The 14,990-nt window shown below is 40.8% G+C and carries 16 protein-coding genes and 1 pseudogene; 9 read left to right on the plus strand and 8 right to left on the minus strand.

Translation table 11 applies throughout. The features are described 5' to 3' along the window. Nucleotides 1-626 precede the first annotated feature (626 nt). From G593_RS0117280 to guaA, 5 genes are all read left to right on the plus strand, one after another. A complete protein-coding gene (locus G593_RS0117280) occupies nucleotides 627-1,214 on the plus strand; it encodes a manganese efflux pump MntP (RefSeq protein WP_005343011.1) in 588 nt (195 codons plus the stop codon). Between the two features lie 74 nt (nucleotides 1,215-1,288). Beyond that, nucleotides 1,289-1,555, plus strand: a complete 267-nt coding sequence (spoIIID, locus tag G593_RS0117285; RefSeq protein WP_005333337.1) for a sporulation transcriptional regulator SpoIIID — start codon at nucleotides 1,289-1,291, stop codon at nucleotides 1,553-1,555. A gap of 138 nt (nucleotides 1,556-1,693) precedes the next feature. Continuing rightward, nucleotides 1,694-1,924, plus strand: coding sequence for an HPr family phosphocarrier protein (locus tag G593_RS0117290; RefSeq protein ID WP_005333338.1), 231 nt, complete (start codon nucleotides 1,694-1,696; stop codon nucleotides 1,922-1,924). A 116-nt stretch (nucleotides 1,925-2,040) separates the two neighbouring features. Then, nucleotides 2,041-3,402, plus strand: a complete 1,362-nt coding sequence (locus G593_RS0117295) for an MATE family efflux transporter (RefSeq protein WP_005342211.1) — start codon at nucleotides 2,041-2,043, stop codon at nucleotides 3,400-3,402. A gap of 203 nt (nucleotides 3,403-3,605) precedes the next feature. After that, nucleotides 3,606-5,153 carry a glutamine-hydrolyzing GMP synthase gene (guaA, locus tag G593_RS0117300; protein WP_029732490.1) on the plus strand — a complete coding sequence of 516 codons (1,548 nt, stop codon included), beginning with the start codon at nucleotides 3,606-3,608 and terminating at the stop codon, nucleotides 5,151-5,153. 604 nt (nucleotides 5,154-5,757) lie between these two features. Here the strand turns inward: guaA and G593_RS0117305 are convergent. The 4 genes from G593_RS0117305 to G593_RS0117325 form a co-directional block, all read right to left on the minus strand. Further along, a complete protein-coding gene (locus tag G593_RS0117305; protein WP_029732491.1) occupies nucleotides 5,758-6,942 on the minus strand; it encodes a site-specific integrase in 1,185 nt (394 codons plus the stop codon). Between the two features lie 36 nt (nucleotides 6,943-6,978). Beyond that, nucleotides 6,979-7,173 carry a DUF3173 domain-containing protein gene (locus G593_RS0117310; RefSeq protein WP_011861908.1) on the minus strand — a complete coding sequence of 65 codons (195 nt, stop codon included), beginning with the start codon at nucleotides 7,171-7,173 and terminating at the stop codon, nucleotides 6,979-6,981. A gap of 573 nt (nucleotides 7,174-7,746) precedes the next feature. Then, complete coding sequence (locus G593_RS0117320; RefSeq protein ID WP_009009556.1) at nucleotides 7,747-7,986, minus strand: helix-turn-helix domain-containing protein; 240 nt, start codon at nucleotides 7,984-7,986, stop codon at nucleotides 7,747-7,749. Next, the gene (locus G593_RS0117325) at nucleotides 7,983-8,405 is read right to left on the minus strand and encodes an RNA polymerase sigma factor (protein WP_009009557.1); all 423 of its coding nucleotides are present in this window, start codon (nucleotides 8,403-8,405) and stop codon (nucleotides 7,983-7,985) included. Before G593_RS0117325 ends, G593_RS0117320 begins: the two co-directional genes overlap by 4 nt. 597 nt (nucleotides 8,406-9,002) lie before the next feature. Here G593_RS0117325 and G593_RS0117330 point away from each other — a divergent pair. Continuing rightward, the gene (locus G593_RS0117330) at nucleotides 9,003-9,359 is read left to right on the plus strand and encodes a helix-turn-helix domain-containing protein (protein WP_009009558.1); all 357 of its coding nucleotides are present in this window, start codon (nucleotides 9,003-9,005) and stop codon (nucleotides 9,357-9,359) included. A gap of 32 nt (nucleotides 9,360-9,391) precedes the next feature. Here the strand turns inward: G593_RS0117330 and G593_RS0117335 are convergent, their stop codons facing one another. Then, nucleotides 9,392-10,087: a transposase gene (locus tag G593_RS0117335; RefSeq protein WP_011861910.1), complete on the minus strand. Its 696-nt coding sequence runs from the start codon at nucleotides 10,085-10,087 to the stop codon at nucleotides 9,392-9,394. 179 nt (nucleotides 10,088-10,266) lie between these two features. Here G593_RS0117335 and G593_RS0117340 point away from each other — a divergent pair, with 179 nt between their 5' ends. Further along, a complete protein-coding gene (locus G593_RS0117340) occupies nucleotides 10,267-10,827 on the plus strand; it encodes a TetR/AcrR family transcriptional regulator (RefSeq protein ID WP_020994406.1) in 561 nt (186 codons plus the stop codon). A 75-nt stretch (nucleotides 10,828-10,902) separates the two neighbouring features. Here G593_RS0117340 and G593_RS0117345 read toward each other — a convergent pair whose 3' ends face one another. The 3 genes and pseudogenes from G593_RS0117345 to G593_RS0117355 all read right to left on the minus strand — a co-directional run. Then, nucleotides 10,903-11,811: a conjugal transfer protein gene (locus G593_RS0117345; protein WP_029732493.1), complete on the minus strand. Its 909-nt coding sequence runs from the start codon at nucleotides 11,809-11,811 to the stop codon at nucleotides 10,903-10,905. Nucleotides 11,812-11,827: 16 nt separating this feature from the next. After that, nucleotides 11,828-12,832, minus strand: coding sequence for a bifunctional lytic transglycosylase/C40 family peptidase (locus tag G593_RS0117350; protein ID WP_009009562.1), 1,005 nt, complete (start codon nucleotides 12,830-12,832; stop codon nucleotides 11,828-11,830). Beyond that, a pseudogene (locus G593_RS0117355) lies at nucleotides 12,829-13,842 on the minus strand (YtxH domain-containing protein); the annotation flags it as partial. The gene G593_RS0117350 and the pseudogene G593_RS0117355, both read right to left, overlap by 4 nt. A 289-nt stretch (nucleotides 13,843-14,131) precedes the next feature. Here G593_RS0117355 and G593_RS0117360 point away from each other — a divergent pair. Together G593_RS0117360 and G593_RS0117365 are read left to right on the plus strand one after the other, a co-directional pair. After that, on the plus strand, nucleotides 14,132-14,491 hold the full coding sequence (locus G593_RS0117360; protein ID WP_005342894.1) for a helix-turn-helix transcriptional regulator: 360 nt from the start codon (nucleotides 14,132-14,134) through the stop codon (nucleotides 14,489-14,491). Nucleotides 14,492-14,767: 276 nt separating this feature from the next. Continuing rightward, nucleotides 14,768-14,990: transposase (locus G593_RS0117365; protein WP_029732495.1), on the plus strand; the 223-nt coding region annotated here is incomplete at its 3' end.

Below are 14,990 nucleotides of genomic sequence, written 5' to 3' on the forward strand. Positions count from 1 at the left end.
AATTGCTTTTTCGTCCCATAAGATTCTCCCCCTTTTCTTTCGATTTCCGATAAAAGTAGTTTAACAGAAATCGAATAAAAAGAAAAATTTATTATAAAACGTTGTCGTCAAAATGACGGTGGATAAAAATTGATTTTAGCAACTTATCAAGAATAGTTGTCCACAAAAAATAGCCCAAATTTATTCCTAATAAAGTATTTTAATCAAAATGTAATTAATAGTTCTGTTAGATAAAGGATATTCAAAAAAATGAGGAAGAAACTGTGGATAAGTTCTTCCTCCAAAAAATAAAATTTCTCTGTTTTTTATATTTTAGTTCAGCCGAAGGCTGAACTGTTACATAAATTCTGTCAATAAACGACACGCTTATTGACAAAAATTATCAATTATGTTATCGTATCTCCTTGTAAAAGATTATGATTTGTGAGGGAGTAGCAGGCGTATATCAGATGAAAACGGATTCTGAACGCAACAAGTCAACATACTGATCTTTTAGATCTGGCTTGTTTTAATTTGTGAGACTCACGTATGGCTGTAAAGCTTATACGTGGACTCTCTTTATATGGAAGTATTGACCAGGTATGGCAGACAGCTGTACCTGGTTTTTATATAGGAGGAAATGAACGATGAACTGGAATTTTTTGTTTTTTATGAACAGCGCTCTTTTGGGAGTTGGGTTGGCAATGGATGCATTTTCTGTGTCACTTGCGAATGGAATGAATGAAAAAAAGATGAAGAAATCTCGTATGGCCTATATTGCAGGAGTGTATGCATTTTTTCAGTTTCTGATGCCTATGGGGGGTTGGATTTGCGTACATACAATTGTGCAGCTATTTGGTCAGTTTCAGAAATGTATCCCTTGGATCGCATTAATACTATTGCTTTATATTGGCGGAAGCATGATATGGGAATCAGTAAAAGGCGAAGAAGAAATTGAAGAAGTAAAAAAATTAAGTTTCGCAGTATTGATGCTGCAGGGAATTGCAACATCCATTGATGCATTATCTGTAGGATTTACTATTGCAGATTATGGATTTGTTATGGCGCTGGTCTGTTCCATTATCATTGCAGTTGTGACATTTGCGATATGTGAGACAGGCTTATATCTTGGAAAGACATTAGGAACAAAGCTGGCCGGAAAAGCAGATGTCTTAGGTGGAGTGATTCTGACTGGTATCGGAATCGAGATATTTGTGAAAGGCGTATTTTTCTAGGAAAGGGTGAAGCAGACATACATCACCACATCCCTGCATAGATTGTAAAAAAACAAACTATGCAGGGGTTTTCTATGAAGGATTATATTGAAGAGCGGGCGGTGGAAATCGCATATTATATTATTGAAAATAAAGCGACTGTCCGGCAGACTGCGAAGAAATTCGGAATGAGCAAGAGCACGATACATAAGGACGTCACGGAGCGTCTGCTGCAGATCAATCCGGCACTGGCGGGGGAGGCAAGGAAGGTGTTGGATCAGAATAAGTCGGAAAGGCATATCCGTGGTGGACTTGCTACGAAAGAGAAGTATCTTCATCAACATATGCTAAGACAGCATTAAGCGGTGTTAAGATACTGTTAAAAATATCAGATTTGTGCATACAAAGGGATTTTGAAAGCTAATATTTTGGCGTATTTGTCTCTTTTTTTCCGTCTCCGATTGTGCTAACATTTAGCACAGCAAAGGAGGTATGACATTATGAGTCAGAGAACAATCATATTTTCGAGCCCTGAAGACGTTCTGAATTTTGTTAGAACAGTTGAAAAGTACCCTTACGATATGGATCTGGAAAGCGGACGCGCCGTTGTAGATGCAAAGTCACTTTTAGGTCTGATGAATCTGGGACTCAACAAAGAAATTGAGTTAAAAGTTTACGATGAAAACTGCCAGGATCTGTTTGATGAAATTTCAGAGTACTTTGCAGCATAAGCAGTCATCAGGATATTTATGAATGAAGATCTAATTATAGAAGATCAAAAGAAAATTAATCTTGTGGGGAAAAACTTCTCGTCGTATAATAGGTGCGGTGAGGAGTTTTTTGAATTATGAAAAAATGTAATATTGACCGGAGTCATTATCTGTTTGATAATCAGGCTCTGGTGTCTTTAATTGTACCATTAATTATTGAGCAGCTTTTAACAGTGCTGGTTGGAATGGCAGATTCCATTATGGTCGCAAATGTTGGTGAAGCAGCGGTGTCTGGAGTTTCATTGGTAGACCAGATTATGGTACTTCTGATTAATATATTTGCAGCGTTGGCAACAGGAGGTGCTGTTGTTGCAGGACAGTACCTTGGACAGAAAAATAAAGAACAGGCATGTAAGTCTACGATGCAGCTCATGTGGTCTATGGGATTTATTTCCCTTGTCATTACAGCATTTGTATATGCGTGCAAATATTGGATTTTGCATGGGGTGTTCGGACAGATTGAGGCAGATGTTATGCATCATGCAGATGTTTATCTTCTGATCGTGACAGCATCTATTCCATTTATCGCATTGTACAATGGTGGGGCAGCAGTATTTCGGGCAATGGGAAATTCGGAAGTGTCCATGAGGGTGTCATTGCTTATGAATGCAATCAATGTAAGTGGAAATGCAATCTTAATTTACGGGTTTCATTGCGGAACAGAAGGTGTTGCGATTCCAACGCTAGTGTCCAGATTTGTAGCAGCATTTATCATAATAAAACTATTATTAAAGGATAAATGGTCGTTACATCTGGAACGAACATTTCGTTTCAATCCGGATTGGAGCATGATCAGGAAAATATTGAGCGTGGGAATTCCTAATGGACTTGAAAATAGTATGTTCCAGCTTGGAAAAGTTCTGGTGCTGAGCCTGGTATCCACATTCGGAACTTATGCGATTGCAGCAAATGCAGTTAGCAATGTCATTACGTTATTTTCCATTTTGCCGGGACAGGCAATCTGTTTGGCAGTAACTACTGTAATTGCGAGGTGTGTTGGGGCAGGAGATTATGAACAGGCAAAATATTACAATAAAAAACTAATTCTGCTTACGCACATAGGAATGGCAATCACAATTTTTATTGTATTTATCACATTGCCATTTATTTTAAAAGTGTACAATCTTTCAGAAGCTGCATCTGAGGCTACGAGACACATTATCTGGTTCCATGGCTTTTGTGCAATATTGATTTGGGCTGAATCATTTACATTGCCGGCAACATTCAGAGCTTGCGGTGATGCAAAGGCATGTATGATTATTTCTACAGTATCTATGTGGATTTTTCGAGTAGGAGCCAGTTATATTCTCGGGAAAAATCTTGGGCTTGGAGTTTTTGGAGTCTGGGTGGCTATGATTATCGATTGGGCATTCCGTTCACTGTTATTTGGAATCCGTTATTTTAGCGGAAAGTGGAAAAAGCATGCACTGGTAAGTTAGATATTGCTATATGCCATTCAGGTAAGAAAAAATTCGGTAGAAGCAGAGTCATTATTTATAAAATGTGGAAAAATTCTAGAGAATTTAAAAGAGAATTTCAGAAAAAATGTGGGAATACATAGAGAATGCTAGAAAGTTGCTTGTCAAGGTGACAGACGTACATTATAATAAAATTAGCGTATTTAATTTAGGAGGAAAATCTTGTGAAGAGAGAATTAGTAATTGTCATTGATTTTGGCGGACAGTACAATCAGTTAGTTGCAAGACGTGTCAGAGAATGCAATGTGTACTGCGAAATCTATTCTTATAAGACAAATCTTGAGAAGATAAAAGAAATGAATCCTAAGGGAATCATTTTAACTGGCGGACCGAACAGTTGCTATGAAGAAGGAGCACCGACCTGTTCAAAAGAATTATTTGAGATGGGAATTCCGGTACTTGGACTTTGCTATGGTGCACAGCTCATGATGCACGTGCTTGGTGGAAAAGTCGAGAAGGCAGAGGTCAGCGAATATGGTAAAACAGAGGTTCTGGTTGATAAGACAGAATCTAAGTTGTTCAAAGATGTATCCGAGAAGACTATTTGCTGGATGAGCCATACGGATTATATTTCTCAGATAGCACCGGGATTTGAAATTTCTGCACACACAGCAGACTGCCCGGTAGCAACAGCAGAGAATGCAGATAAGAATCTGTATGCGATTCAGTTCCACCCAGAGGTACTTCATACAGCAGAAGGAACAAAGATGCTTTCAAACTTCGTTCTTGGTGTCTGTGGATGCGCCGGAGACTGGAAGATGGATGCATTCGTAGAGAATACGATTAAAGAAATCCGTGAGAAAGTCGGGAATGGAAAAGTGCTTTTGGCATTATCCGGAGGAGTCGATTCTTCTGTTGCAGCAGGTCTGTTATCCAGAGCAATCGGAAAGCAGTTGACGTGCGTATTTGTAGATCATGGTCTTCTGCGTAAAGATGAAGGAGATGAAGTTGAAGGAGTATTCGGACCGAATGGTCAGTTTGATCTGAACTTTATCCGTGTCAATGCACAGCAGAGATATTATGATAAACTGGCAGGAGTTACAGAGCCTGAAGCAAAACGTAAGATTATCGGTGAAGAATTTATCCGTATCTTTGAGGAAGAAGCAAAGAAAATCGGTGCAGTAGATTTCCTGGCACAGGGAACGATATATCCGGATGTTGTAGAGAGTGGACTTGGCGGAGAATCCGCAGTTATTAAATCTCATCATAACGTAGGAGGGCTTCCGGACTACGTTGATTTCAAAGAAATCATTGAGCCGCTCCGCGACCTGTTTAAGGACGAGGTAAGAAAAGCTGGGCTTGAACTTGGAATTCCAGAAAACCTGGTATTTCGTCAGCCATTCCCAGGACCGGGACTTGGAATCCGAATTATCGGAGAAGTAACAGCTGAGAAAGTAAGAATTGTTCAGGATGCTGATGCAATCTACAGAGAAGAGATTGCAAAAGCTGGACTTAATCGTGATATTAACCAGTACTTTGCAGCACTTACAAATATGCGAAGTGTAGGAGTTATGGGAGATTTCAGAACATATGATTATGCAGTAGCCCTCAGAGCTGTAAAGACAATCGATTTCATGACAGCCGAGGCGGCAGAAATTCCATACGAAGTATTGAATAAAGTCATGAACCGAATTATAAACGAGGTGAAAGGAGTCAATAGAGTATTCTATGATCTGACGAGTAAGCCACCTGGAACGATCGAGTTTGAATAGTTGGAGCTATCACAGGGCACACCTCATTATCCTGTAAAAGGCAAAAATAATTATCCTATCAGCAACAGAGATCAGTACTGCAGCGTACCTCTGTTGCTGTTCTTTTTCACCATCGCTGCCCCGTTCACATAGGGATTCGGACTTGTATAAAACAGAGCGTAAACAGCAACGTGATATCGGCAATGGCAATACCACTGCGAGAGTTTGCTGCGAAACTACAAGGGCATGGGTAACACTGCGAAACGTTGATATTTCCTGGTGTTGCAGGGTGTGTGGGATGCTTTGGATGATGCTGCGAAAGTGACATTGCGATAGTGCTGCTGTGTAAGATGATACTGTTATATGGGACGCGATAGAAGTTGGGTTGTCAGGATTACCACTGCGGAATGTGCTGTGGAATTGCGCTGCAGTGCCGGAGGGTTTTGCAGTGCCGGAGGGTTTGGCTGTGTGGTTTTGCTGTGGGATGTGAGGATAGTGAGGATACTGGATTTTGCCCTTTGAGGATAATGTGGTGTGCCCCGGAACAGGAGCAGAGCTTCAAAGCCTTTATTTTCAAGGGTTTTGAGGCTCTTTCCTTTTAGAATTGCATTTTGATTGCATTTTTTTATTCAACTGCTCTGTGATAGATTGCTGTATGCTGATTGCTGGTGTAATCGGCAACACTGGTTGTTGCCGGAGTATAAGTGAGAACACCAGTTAATTTTTTGGCAACTTCCACGTTGGTGTTGGGATATAAATGTCCATAGGTTCCTAACGTAGTCTGTATCTTTTCATGCCCCAGACGTTCTTTAATCAATAAAGGATTTTCACCCATACTGATGAGCAGGGAAGCATGGGAATGTCTGAGTGCATGAATTTTGATACGGTGTACGCCTGCCAATCCAGCAAGTTTTTCTAATGCCCGTGGGAGGGTGTGCTTACTGGTGGGAATCCCATTGTAGCTTAGTACAAGGTCGCAGCCCTTTAAAACCTTTTGCTGTACTTCCTGCCATGCTTTCAATTCTTTGATGGTATCTGTGTCAATATAGATAGTGCGAATACTGGCTTGTGTCTTTGGCTCCACAAATTTGTATTCGTCCATTGTTTTATAGTACAGCGTTTTTGTTATACTTAAAAGTCCAGTTTCAAAGTTGATGTCCGACCATTGCAGGGCTGCGGCTTCTCCGATTCTCATTCCGGTCATAAACAGGAGCCAGTATGAAATGAAAAGGTAATGTTCGTAATAATCTCCCTTGTAGAGCAGGGAAATTACCTTTTGAAATTCATCCAGTGTCCAGAAATCCACTTTTGTTTTCTTGCTCTTGATGTTTCCTATCATTCGTGATGGATTTTTCTTTGCAAGACCGAGAACAACTGCTCGGTCAAAGGCAATAGAGAGCATACCCTGTACAATACGGATATAGTTTGGACTAAATTCTTTTGCGAGTTCAAGCTGCCAGTTCTGGACGTTAATGGGTTCTATCTCATCCACCGTCATTTTGTAAAAGTATGAAAAATGCTTCTGAATGGTAGAACGGCGGTTCAGATAGGTGCTTTCCTTTACTTGTGTTTTATACCAAGGAAGATAAGTTTCCTCAATAAACTGTTGAAAAGATAGCTGCTGTTTCTTTTCTGTTAATTCTTCTGTGGATGTCAGCATAAGTTTTGAATATGCTTCTCTGGCTTCTTTTTTTGTCTTGAATCCACTTTTGTATTTCTGAATCTGTTTTCCGGTAATCGGATGAAAACCTAAGTTTGCTCTAAAATAATAAGTTCCGTTTTCTGCTTTCTTAATAGGGTCTTTTGCCATGATTTCACTCCTTACATAAATGTGCAAGAAGTACAATCAGTTCGATTTATCAGTAAAAGTAATCCCTAGCAATTCTTCCACAGCTTCTCTGGGAACCCTGTCCAGTTTGCGTGACTGATAGTAGGTATGCCCTTTTGAAATCATAAGTTTTTTTGCTTCTCTTATGATGTCTGCTGCGAATGAAGTTCCATAACCCAGTTCTATTAAGTCTTTTTTTGTTACTGTAATCATGTTCCTCCTTTCCATAGACCAGATATGGAACCCTCAATATCTGTCTATATTATATCAGATTTTGTGGCAAAAGTAATATTAAGATTGTATTTCCTGCAAATAGTTATTTGATTTTGAATGAAAAATTCTAATTCAAAATGGTATCTAAGCAAGCCGAACAGCTTTCGCTAAAGCTCATGGGAATCTCACCCCTGCATGGTTCTCATCCAGCCGTACCCTTTGCCAGCGGTGCTACATCATCACACGGACTAAGGCTGTACGGAAGTATCATTATCACAATAGAAAGGTCATGGCGGCAGCTCTGCGGTAAGCTACTTATGGAACGCTGGCAGGAATCGCTATCCGGTATCATCCCTCCTTTGGTGGGTTACGGCGTGCCAGCCCAACGGCTCTCTTTCTATCGAAACGTATTCGGCTGCTTTATGCTGCGTTGATTAGACGCTTTCTTTTTCAAGGAACAATCCGGCTTTGTCAGCCTGTTAAAATGCACTGGTGATAATGCACTTTAATAGACTGGCAAGCTCTGTCTGGGAAGCATGGGTTTGTCCACGCTTCCACAGGCGAGCGTTATTTCTAGTTTGGTTCCCTGATTTCAAAAGATAAAATCTTTGCAATCAGACGTGTTTCCATCCGGCGGCGTAGGGTTTCATCTACAACCATGTGGGTATTTCCATATTCGTCTTTCATGGGACGCATGGAACGGCTGGCAATAAAACCGCTGTAATGGCGTACAATCTGGTTGACTGCTTCAATATCGCCGTCCGTAGCTCTTACAATCACAGGAAACGGAATCATAGGGTGCTTTGCTGTCATGCTTCGTCCTCCATAAATTTTTTGATAAATTCCAGTCCGGCGTGTCTTCTTCTCTGGATGGTAGAACGGTTGACTTCCAGAATTTTTGAGATTTCCGTATCGTCAAATCCAAGAAAATAATATCGCAGGATAACGTCACGTTTCTTTCCGTCCAGACTTTCTAATGCTTCGGCTAACAGGCTGTTTTCAATGCGGACAGTAAATCCATCCATTTCAAAAGTATGGAAGTGGGATGGATAGGTGTCTTCGGAAGAAAACAGATTGACGGTGTAATCGTCCATATCACAGAACAGGGTTTCCCGTTTACACTGTCTGGACAACGCTTTGAGATAGTCTTTGCGTTCATCCTCCATAGCGACTTTACAGATATAATCAAACTGGTTCTCTATGGTTGTCTGAAATTCAGATGGCTTCATTATTGCTCACCCCCTTTCCAGCCTTGAAAGGGAGCGAGTTGATAGGAATTTCTGTTTCTTTCCCCCTTTTCGCTCTTAGTCCCGACAGGACAGGGGGTGCAGTTGCGTTTTGAGAAGAAAAATTTAAAACCTTTTTCTTCCAACTAAAAAAGCACGCAAACAGACGATATTTCTGCTTGTGTGCTTCGATAGTTCTTTCTATGTATTCTGAAAAACCACATTGAGGGTCAGAATTTTCTAGTGTAGGTAGATGGCTTTTTTTAACGGTTTACCGAATGTAGATATATTTAAGAAAATATTTTGCATAGCGGCTTCCTCCTGTAAGCCGCCGGAGCCTAAAAAAAGCTGACTTTAATACAACCTCCATATATTCTGGAAAAAAGAAAGACGGCGGCTTTTGTCAAACCGTCGTCTGGAAAGATTTATGAGATTTTGACGCAAGAAAAGTGTACTGCCAAATAACGGTTTTTTTTATTTCCGTTTCAGCAGCATAGTTTTATCTTTGATACGCATAATAGGAACTGTACAACTATACAATACGTTTTTCTATACCTGTCACTATTATAACAGGAACAGTAAAATGTATGGAGGTGGTGTATTATGCGTAAAAAAGAAGATAAATATGATTTCAGGGCGTTGGGGCTTGCCATAAAAGAAGCCCGTAAAAAACAGGGTTTGACCCGTGAACAGGTGGGAGCAATGATTGAGATTGACCCACGCTATTTAACCAACATTGAGAATAAAGGGCAGCACCCAAGTTTACAGGTGCTTTACGACCTTGTATCTCTGCTGAATGTATCAGTGGATGAGTTTTTCTTGCCTGCCAGCAGTCAGGTGAAAAGCACCAAACGTAGGCAGTTAGAAAACAAAATAGACAATTTCACAGACGCTGACCTTGTTATTATGGAAAGCGTTGCAGATGGTATTGTCAAATCTAAGGAAGTGGGGGAAATGTAAATCCTCCACTTTTGTTTATAATTGCAGTGATATTAGAATTGATACTCTGCAATATTTTTGAAATCATTGTTCAACACATAATATACCTTATTTTTAGCAACGGAATATATAAAAGAAACTCTGGTTGCCCAAAGTCCTTCCTGACGTACTGACCTAAGTACATCAAAGGCGTTGGAAATAGAGAAGTTTTCTCCATATCCTTGCAGTAAATCCTTTGCCTTTTCATATCTGTTATCCCCAGATAAAACATATGGATTAGTCAATTCTGGTTTTAAAATGGAGTAATTTGTTATTAAGGAATATTTTTCTTTTTCCAAGCGATACCCAATCCCCGGTTCAATAATGAGAACACGCCCATTTCTATCCGAAAACATAGCCTGCATAGTAGTGTCAGGTGCATAAGTAATTTTCTTTTTTTTCACTATTTCCAATGAATCGTCAAAAGAGAGATTGCCTTTTATAAAGTTTTCTGTCAAATCAGCTATTGTATAGCATGATTCATTACTGCAAAATTGTGCATTGTCATTTCCATGTACATACAACAATGTGCCAACATTCCCATTTCTATTGATTCCGTGAAAAGAGTGGTACTTATTATCGGACATTTTTATCCCTATAAAAAAACGGTCTTTTTCGGCAATTACAGTATGTTCCCATTCAGAAAGGTCAATATCAAAATTGAACCCAACAATGGTTTCTTTTCCATTATACACAAATCTTGTACACATATTTGTATTTCCTTTCGTAAACTAATTTGAATAACATAAAAACTAATTACATTAGTAATTTTAAATATTATAAGACTGTTTGTCAATACAAGAGTTCATTTTTTTTAACCAAATTATTGACTTCATTAATTTGATTACTTAAAATGAAGTAAATGATGTATAGAAAGAGGAAAATGAATATGCGAGTTACAAAAGCCGAAGTTATAAAAACTGCTTCTGATATGGCTGATAGAAATGGACTTCATAATGTTTCTTTGAAAGCTATTGCTGAAAATTTAGGGATTCGTACCCCCTCCTTATATAATCATATAGGAAGTTTGGATGAACTTCTTAGGGAGATAGCACATAGTGGTATGCGTACTATGAATGAAAAAATGATTCGTGCAGCAATCGGTAAGACAGGGGATTCAGCATTAAAATTAGTGGCAGTTGAATATCTTAATTATATGATTGAACATCCCGGTGTTTATGAAATAATTCAATGGGCTAGTTGGAATGGAACAGAGGAAACAGCAATCATTTTTAATGATTATCTATCTTTACTTAAAACACTTATTTGCTCATGTGGCTTTAATCCAGATAAGACCACTGAAATTTTGAACATGGTAACAGGTATGCTTCATGGTTATACAACTTTACAATTAAGATATGCTTTTTCTAATCCTGATAAAGTAAGAAAAGAATTATCCGAAGCAATTGACACACTACTATTGGGAGCTAATCAAAAATATAAAGACTAATGATAAATTTTAAAAAGAAATACTTTATAAGAGAAACGTGCAAATCTCAAATGAGAAATGCACGTTTTTCTATAACTATTTCACAATCTTCCAGTTTTCCCCGTTCTTTTCCAGCACAAGGTCAAACTGCGATACCTGTGTTGTCATGGTCTGGTTATCCAGATATTTCACTGCAAGGGAAGCTGTCACCTGATTTCCGTTTCGATTGTAAACTGGATTCACCAGTTCCGAGAAAATGTATTCTTTCCCCACAGGTTTCAGTACGCCCTCATTCACATAATAGGTCAGCTCCTTTGCGGTTGCCGTAGGGTACAGCTTGAAAAAAGTGGTGAGAAATTCGTTGATTTCCTCTGTGGTGATGGAATCCACCGTACCGTCACTTTGTACCGCTTTGGGAGTGTAACCGGATTTTACGGGAACACTGGTAATGGTTGGATTCTGGATAATCGTCAGGTTTCCAGAGCCGTCCACATAGACGGTCACCTGATAAGCGGAACGGACAGTTTTACCGGATTCTCCCTCTGTGATATGCTGTTCCACCGTATAGGTCACTTGATAATGCTGCTCCTTTTCTTCTGTGATTTCCCATATCTGAAAATCAGTCAGGGCAGACGATACTGGGATGTCTTTTCGGACAGTATCTACATTCAGGGCTTGCAGCTCTCCGGTGAGATAGCCTTTTAAAGCATTTGTCCGGTTATCAATGGAAGCGGCGGACTGTTCCCATGAATAGTAGACTTCTGCGAAATTCTTCACAAAATTCTCTATCTTGTGAGTGTCGAGGATTTGTTCCTCAATTACTTTGGTTTCATGGACAGTATGAATGTCTATCGCCGTGAAATTCTTATAGACGGCAAACAGGAAGCTCACCGCCAGCAGCACCCACAGGGCAATCACAGTTTTTTTGTGGGTATTGACTTTGTAAACTTTCAGTTTCTTTTCTTTCTGCTTTTTCTGGTGTTCCTCTTTTCTAATCTGAATCATATCGGTTCATCCTTTCTTATTTTTTGATTCGTCCGGCTCCGGCAAGGTGCTGTTGCCAGTAGGAGCCTGTCAGGTCTGCATAACCAATGGGATTTCCGGCATGGTACATCCGGTTATTTCCCACATACAGTCCCACATGGGTGATGTAGGTTCCGGCGTTGTAGGTAGAGTGGAAAAAGACCAAATCCCCTGCTTTTGCTTCGGACAGGGGGATGTGCTGCGTTACATTGTACTGTTCCTGTGCTGTCCGTGGCAGGGCGATTCCTGCCTTGCCATAGCACCACTGCACCAGTCCCGAACAGTCAAAGGAAGTGGAGGGAGAATCACCCCCGTACACATACGTCCATCCCTCATACTTTAAGGCTTCCTCCATGATAGCCTGCACCGTTTCATCATCAAACTGTGCCACGGTCAGGTATTGCGATACCAAGAGGACATAGAACATATTTCCGTAGGAATACCGCCAGCCTCCGTTTTTCTCTACCGCAATAGGGTTGGTGTAGGTGACTTTCTTTCCGCCGGATTTGTCCCTTGCGAAGCTCTCTGCCAGTTCAAAAGTGTATTTTTTCCCACGCCCTGCCACATAGTCTAGGAAGCCGCCGCCGTAGTTGTAGGACTGAATCACACTGTTTAAGTCACAGCCCTTTGTTTCTGCCGCTGCGAGCAGTTCCGAGAAATATTTGCAGCCCTGTTTGATGGATTCCTCTGTACTAAGGGAGTTTGGGGGAAGCCCCAGAGATTCCGAGGACTGCATAACGTCTTCCAGTGTGCCGCCGGATTCCACCTGAATGATGGCGAGCAGCACATTTAAGTATTCCTCTATGCCATATTCCCTTGCATACTTTTCCAGCATAGGTTTATGGGCGAGGACTTCCTGTGATACGCTCACGCCCCCAAAGATAAGATTTCCGCCGCTTCCTCCGTCTTCCTCATCCGAGAAGACAATCACCACCAAAAGGAGCAGGGAGAACATCATCACGAACACGCCGGAACAGGCAAAGAAAAGGTGTCTTAATTTCATGGTTTCTCCCCTTTCTTTTGTTTGGCAGCCGCTTTTACCGTTTTTGTCCACTCCTTTCTGGCGGTGGTACGCCGGATGGTAAAGTTTGATTCTTTTACCGCAGGGGCAGCCCGTTTTCTTTCCGGTATCACAGGAGCCGTATCATTCTGGACAGGTCTTGCCGGACGGGGAGTAGCCTGTGTGATAGTGGGAGCCGTCTTTTGTCTTTCATTTGGCTGGGATAGGGAAGCAGATGGGACTATCTGGCGTTCTGTCCTTACAGGCGGCGTTTGTTCATGGTGGATGGAAGCAGCTTTTACCACCGGAACCGAAGCCTGTTCTGCCACAGTTTCCCCATAAGGAACCTGTCCCCGTTCCCTGATGGATAGGGAAGCAGGCTGCATGGCTGGTTTTACTGCATGATGTCGGAAATCTTCTGGCTGCTTTGCAGTAACAGGGCGTTCATGGACAGGAGCTGCCCCTTTGGGTGCTTCGGAAGCTTTCTGTTGCGGCTGTTTTGCCTGTTCCAGTTCCGCCCTGCGTTCTGCAATGGTATGTCTGCGGCTTTCTGCCTGTGCGTTTCGCTGTTCCGCTCTGGCAGTTCGGGTCTGGGTCACGCTGGAAGTAAAATCCCGTACTCCCTCTGATACCTGTGTTTTCCCGTGGTAAAGGGCGTACTTTGCATTGACGGGCAAATCCTTTGCCTGCTCCCGAAGCTGTCCGGCAGTATCACTTATCTTATCTTTGGTATCTGCCACCGTACCTACCGCAGAGCCAGCCCGTTTCCATACGGATTCTTTTTCCGGTGCTGCCTGTCCGTCTGGTCTGCTGTGGTCTGCCTGTGTGCGTTTGGAAGAGCCGAAGTGGGAAGCATTTCTATGGTCTGAGCCAGCCTGTTTTCCTGCGTGGTATGCAGCCGTTCCAGTTCCAAAAGCCGCCACAGAACGTCCTAGCTTATGCTGTAAACGGTGCATATGGGCGTGCATGAGCATACGGGGTCTTCGCATGATACGGCTCCCCATGCTTTGGGAAAACTACTTTAACAACCGTAGTGTCAAATAGTTTATTATCAAAGAATAATGCATATTGTAAGATAATTACAGGTACTAAGAATATTAAAAGAGTATTGCGAGTTGATCAAGCTCCAATTGGGAAAACTCCTAGATCCACTGTTGTTTCATATTTGGAAATATATGATGAGATTCGTTCTCTTTTTGCAAAAACTGAAATGGCGAAAAAACTAAAATTGAATACAATATGAGTTTTTAACACATTCTAATCACATAACATGAAGTATAAACTCATGCCAGGTGATTAAAAATGAGAAAAAAGAAAGATACACACAGCTTTGATTTTCGTCCTTTAGGACTGGCAATCAGAGAAGCCAGAGAGAAAGCAGGACTTTCCAGAAATGATTTAGGCGATAAAGTCTTTTACGGAGAACGTCATATCGCAGATATTGAAAATATCGGAAAACACCCTAGCTTTCAGTTATTCCATGATTTAGTTACAATGTTCAATATATCTGTTGACGAGTATTTCTATCCAGCGAAGAATGTTGAGAAAAACACAGCCCGCCGTCAGATAGATTCGTCACTTGATTTATTGAGTGATAATGAATTAAAAATCATTCAAGGTACGATTGACGGTATCTTGAACAGCAGAGAGAACAAGAAGTGATTTGCTTCTTGTTTTCTCTGTTTTCCTATACAGATTCTTCAACATTTATTTGTTGATCTGCTCCGCAGGCAACAAATAAGAGCCGACTATCCTTATTTCTTTATCGTAAATTTACTTGTTACACAGTAATGAAAAAAGCCAATAGTTTGTAACTGGACTTTACAAACTATTGACTTTACATTTTGATGTCCACGAGCCTGTGAAAAAATCTCTGTAAAATAAACAACATTAAGGTCTTCTATGATAAAATATAAAAATCATAGGAGGCCTTTTATTATGGCAAACAGAAAAAAAGAAGTTTACAAACCAAAACCAATGACAGAAGGAAAGAGAAATCTCATTCAGGGATTGTTTCAAGAGTATGATATTCAGTCTGCTGATGACATTCAGGAGGCATTAAAAGACCTGTTATCTGGAACACTCCAAGATATGCTTGAAAAAGAAATGGATGATCATCTCGGCTATGACCGTTATGAAAGATCTGGTGAGCCTAACTACC

Source organism: Dorea sp. AGR2135 (assembly GCF_000420885.1).
Taxonomy (GTDB): domain Bacteria; phylum Bacillota; class Clostridia; order Lachnospirales; family Lachnospiraceae; genus Dorea; species Dorea formicigenerans.

Excerpts from the sequence above, each read along its gene's own strand:
- G593_RS0117345 (WP_029732493.1), bottom strand. The coding sequence starts at position 11,811 with ATGATTCAGATTAGAAAAGAGGAACACCAGAAAAAGCAGAAAGAAAAG.
- G593_RS0117280 (WP_005343011.1), top strand. The coding sequence starts at position 627 with ATGAACTGGAATTTTTTGTTTTTTATGAACAGCGCTCTTTTGGGAGTT.
- G593_RS0117350 (WP_009009562.1), bottom strand. The coding sequence starts at position 12,832 with ATGAAATTAAGACACCTTTTCTTTGCCTGTTCCGGCGTGTTCGTGATG.
- G593_RS0117295 (WP_005342211.1), top strand. The coding sequence starts at position 2,041 with ATGAAAAAATGTAATATTGACCGGAGTCATTATCTGTTTGATAATCAG.
- G593_RS0117320 (WP_009009556.1), bottom strand. The coding sequence starts at position 7,986 with ATGACAGCAAAGCACCCTATGATTCCGTTTCCTGTGATTGTAAGAGCT.
- G593_RS0117310 (WP_011861908.1), bottom strand. The coding sequence starts at position 7,173 with ATGATTACAGTAACAAAAAAAGACTTAATAGAACTGGGTTATGGAACT.
- G593_RS0117360 (WP_005342894.1), top strand. The coding sequence starts at position 14,132 with ATGAGAAAAAAGAAAGATACACACAGCTTTGATTTTCGTCCTTTAGGA.
- spoIIID (WP_005333337.1), top strand. The coding sequence starts at position 1,289 with ATGAAGGATTATATTGAAGAGCGGGCGGTGGAAATCGCATATTATATT.
- G593_RS0117340 (WP_020994406.1), top strand. The coding sequence starts at position 10,267 with ATGCGAGTTACAAAAGCCGAAGTTATAAAAACTGCTTCTGATATGGCT.
- G593_RS0117335 (WP_011861910.1), bottom strand. The coding sequence starts at position 10,087 with ATGTGTACAAGATTTGTGTATAATGGAAAAGAAACCATTGTTGGGTTC.
- G593_RS0117305 (WP_029732491.1), bottom strand. The coding sequence starts at position 6,942 with ATGGCAAAAGACCCTATTAAGAAAGCAGAAAACGGAACTTATTATTTT.
- G593_RS0117330 (WP_009009558.1), top strand. The coding sequence starts at position 9,003 with ATGCGTAAAAAAGAAGATAAATATGATTTCAGGGCGTTGGGGCTTGCC.
- G593_RS0117290 (WP_005333338.1), top strand. The coding sequence starts at position 1,694 with ATGAGTCAGAGAACAATCATATTTTCGAGCCCTGAAGACGTTCTGAAT.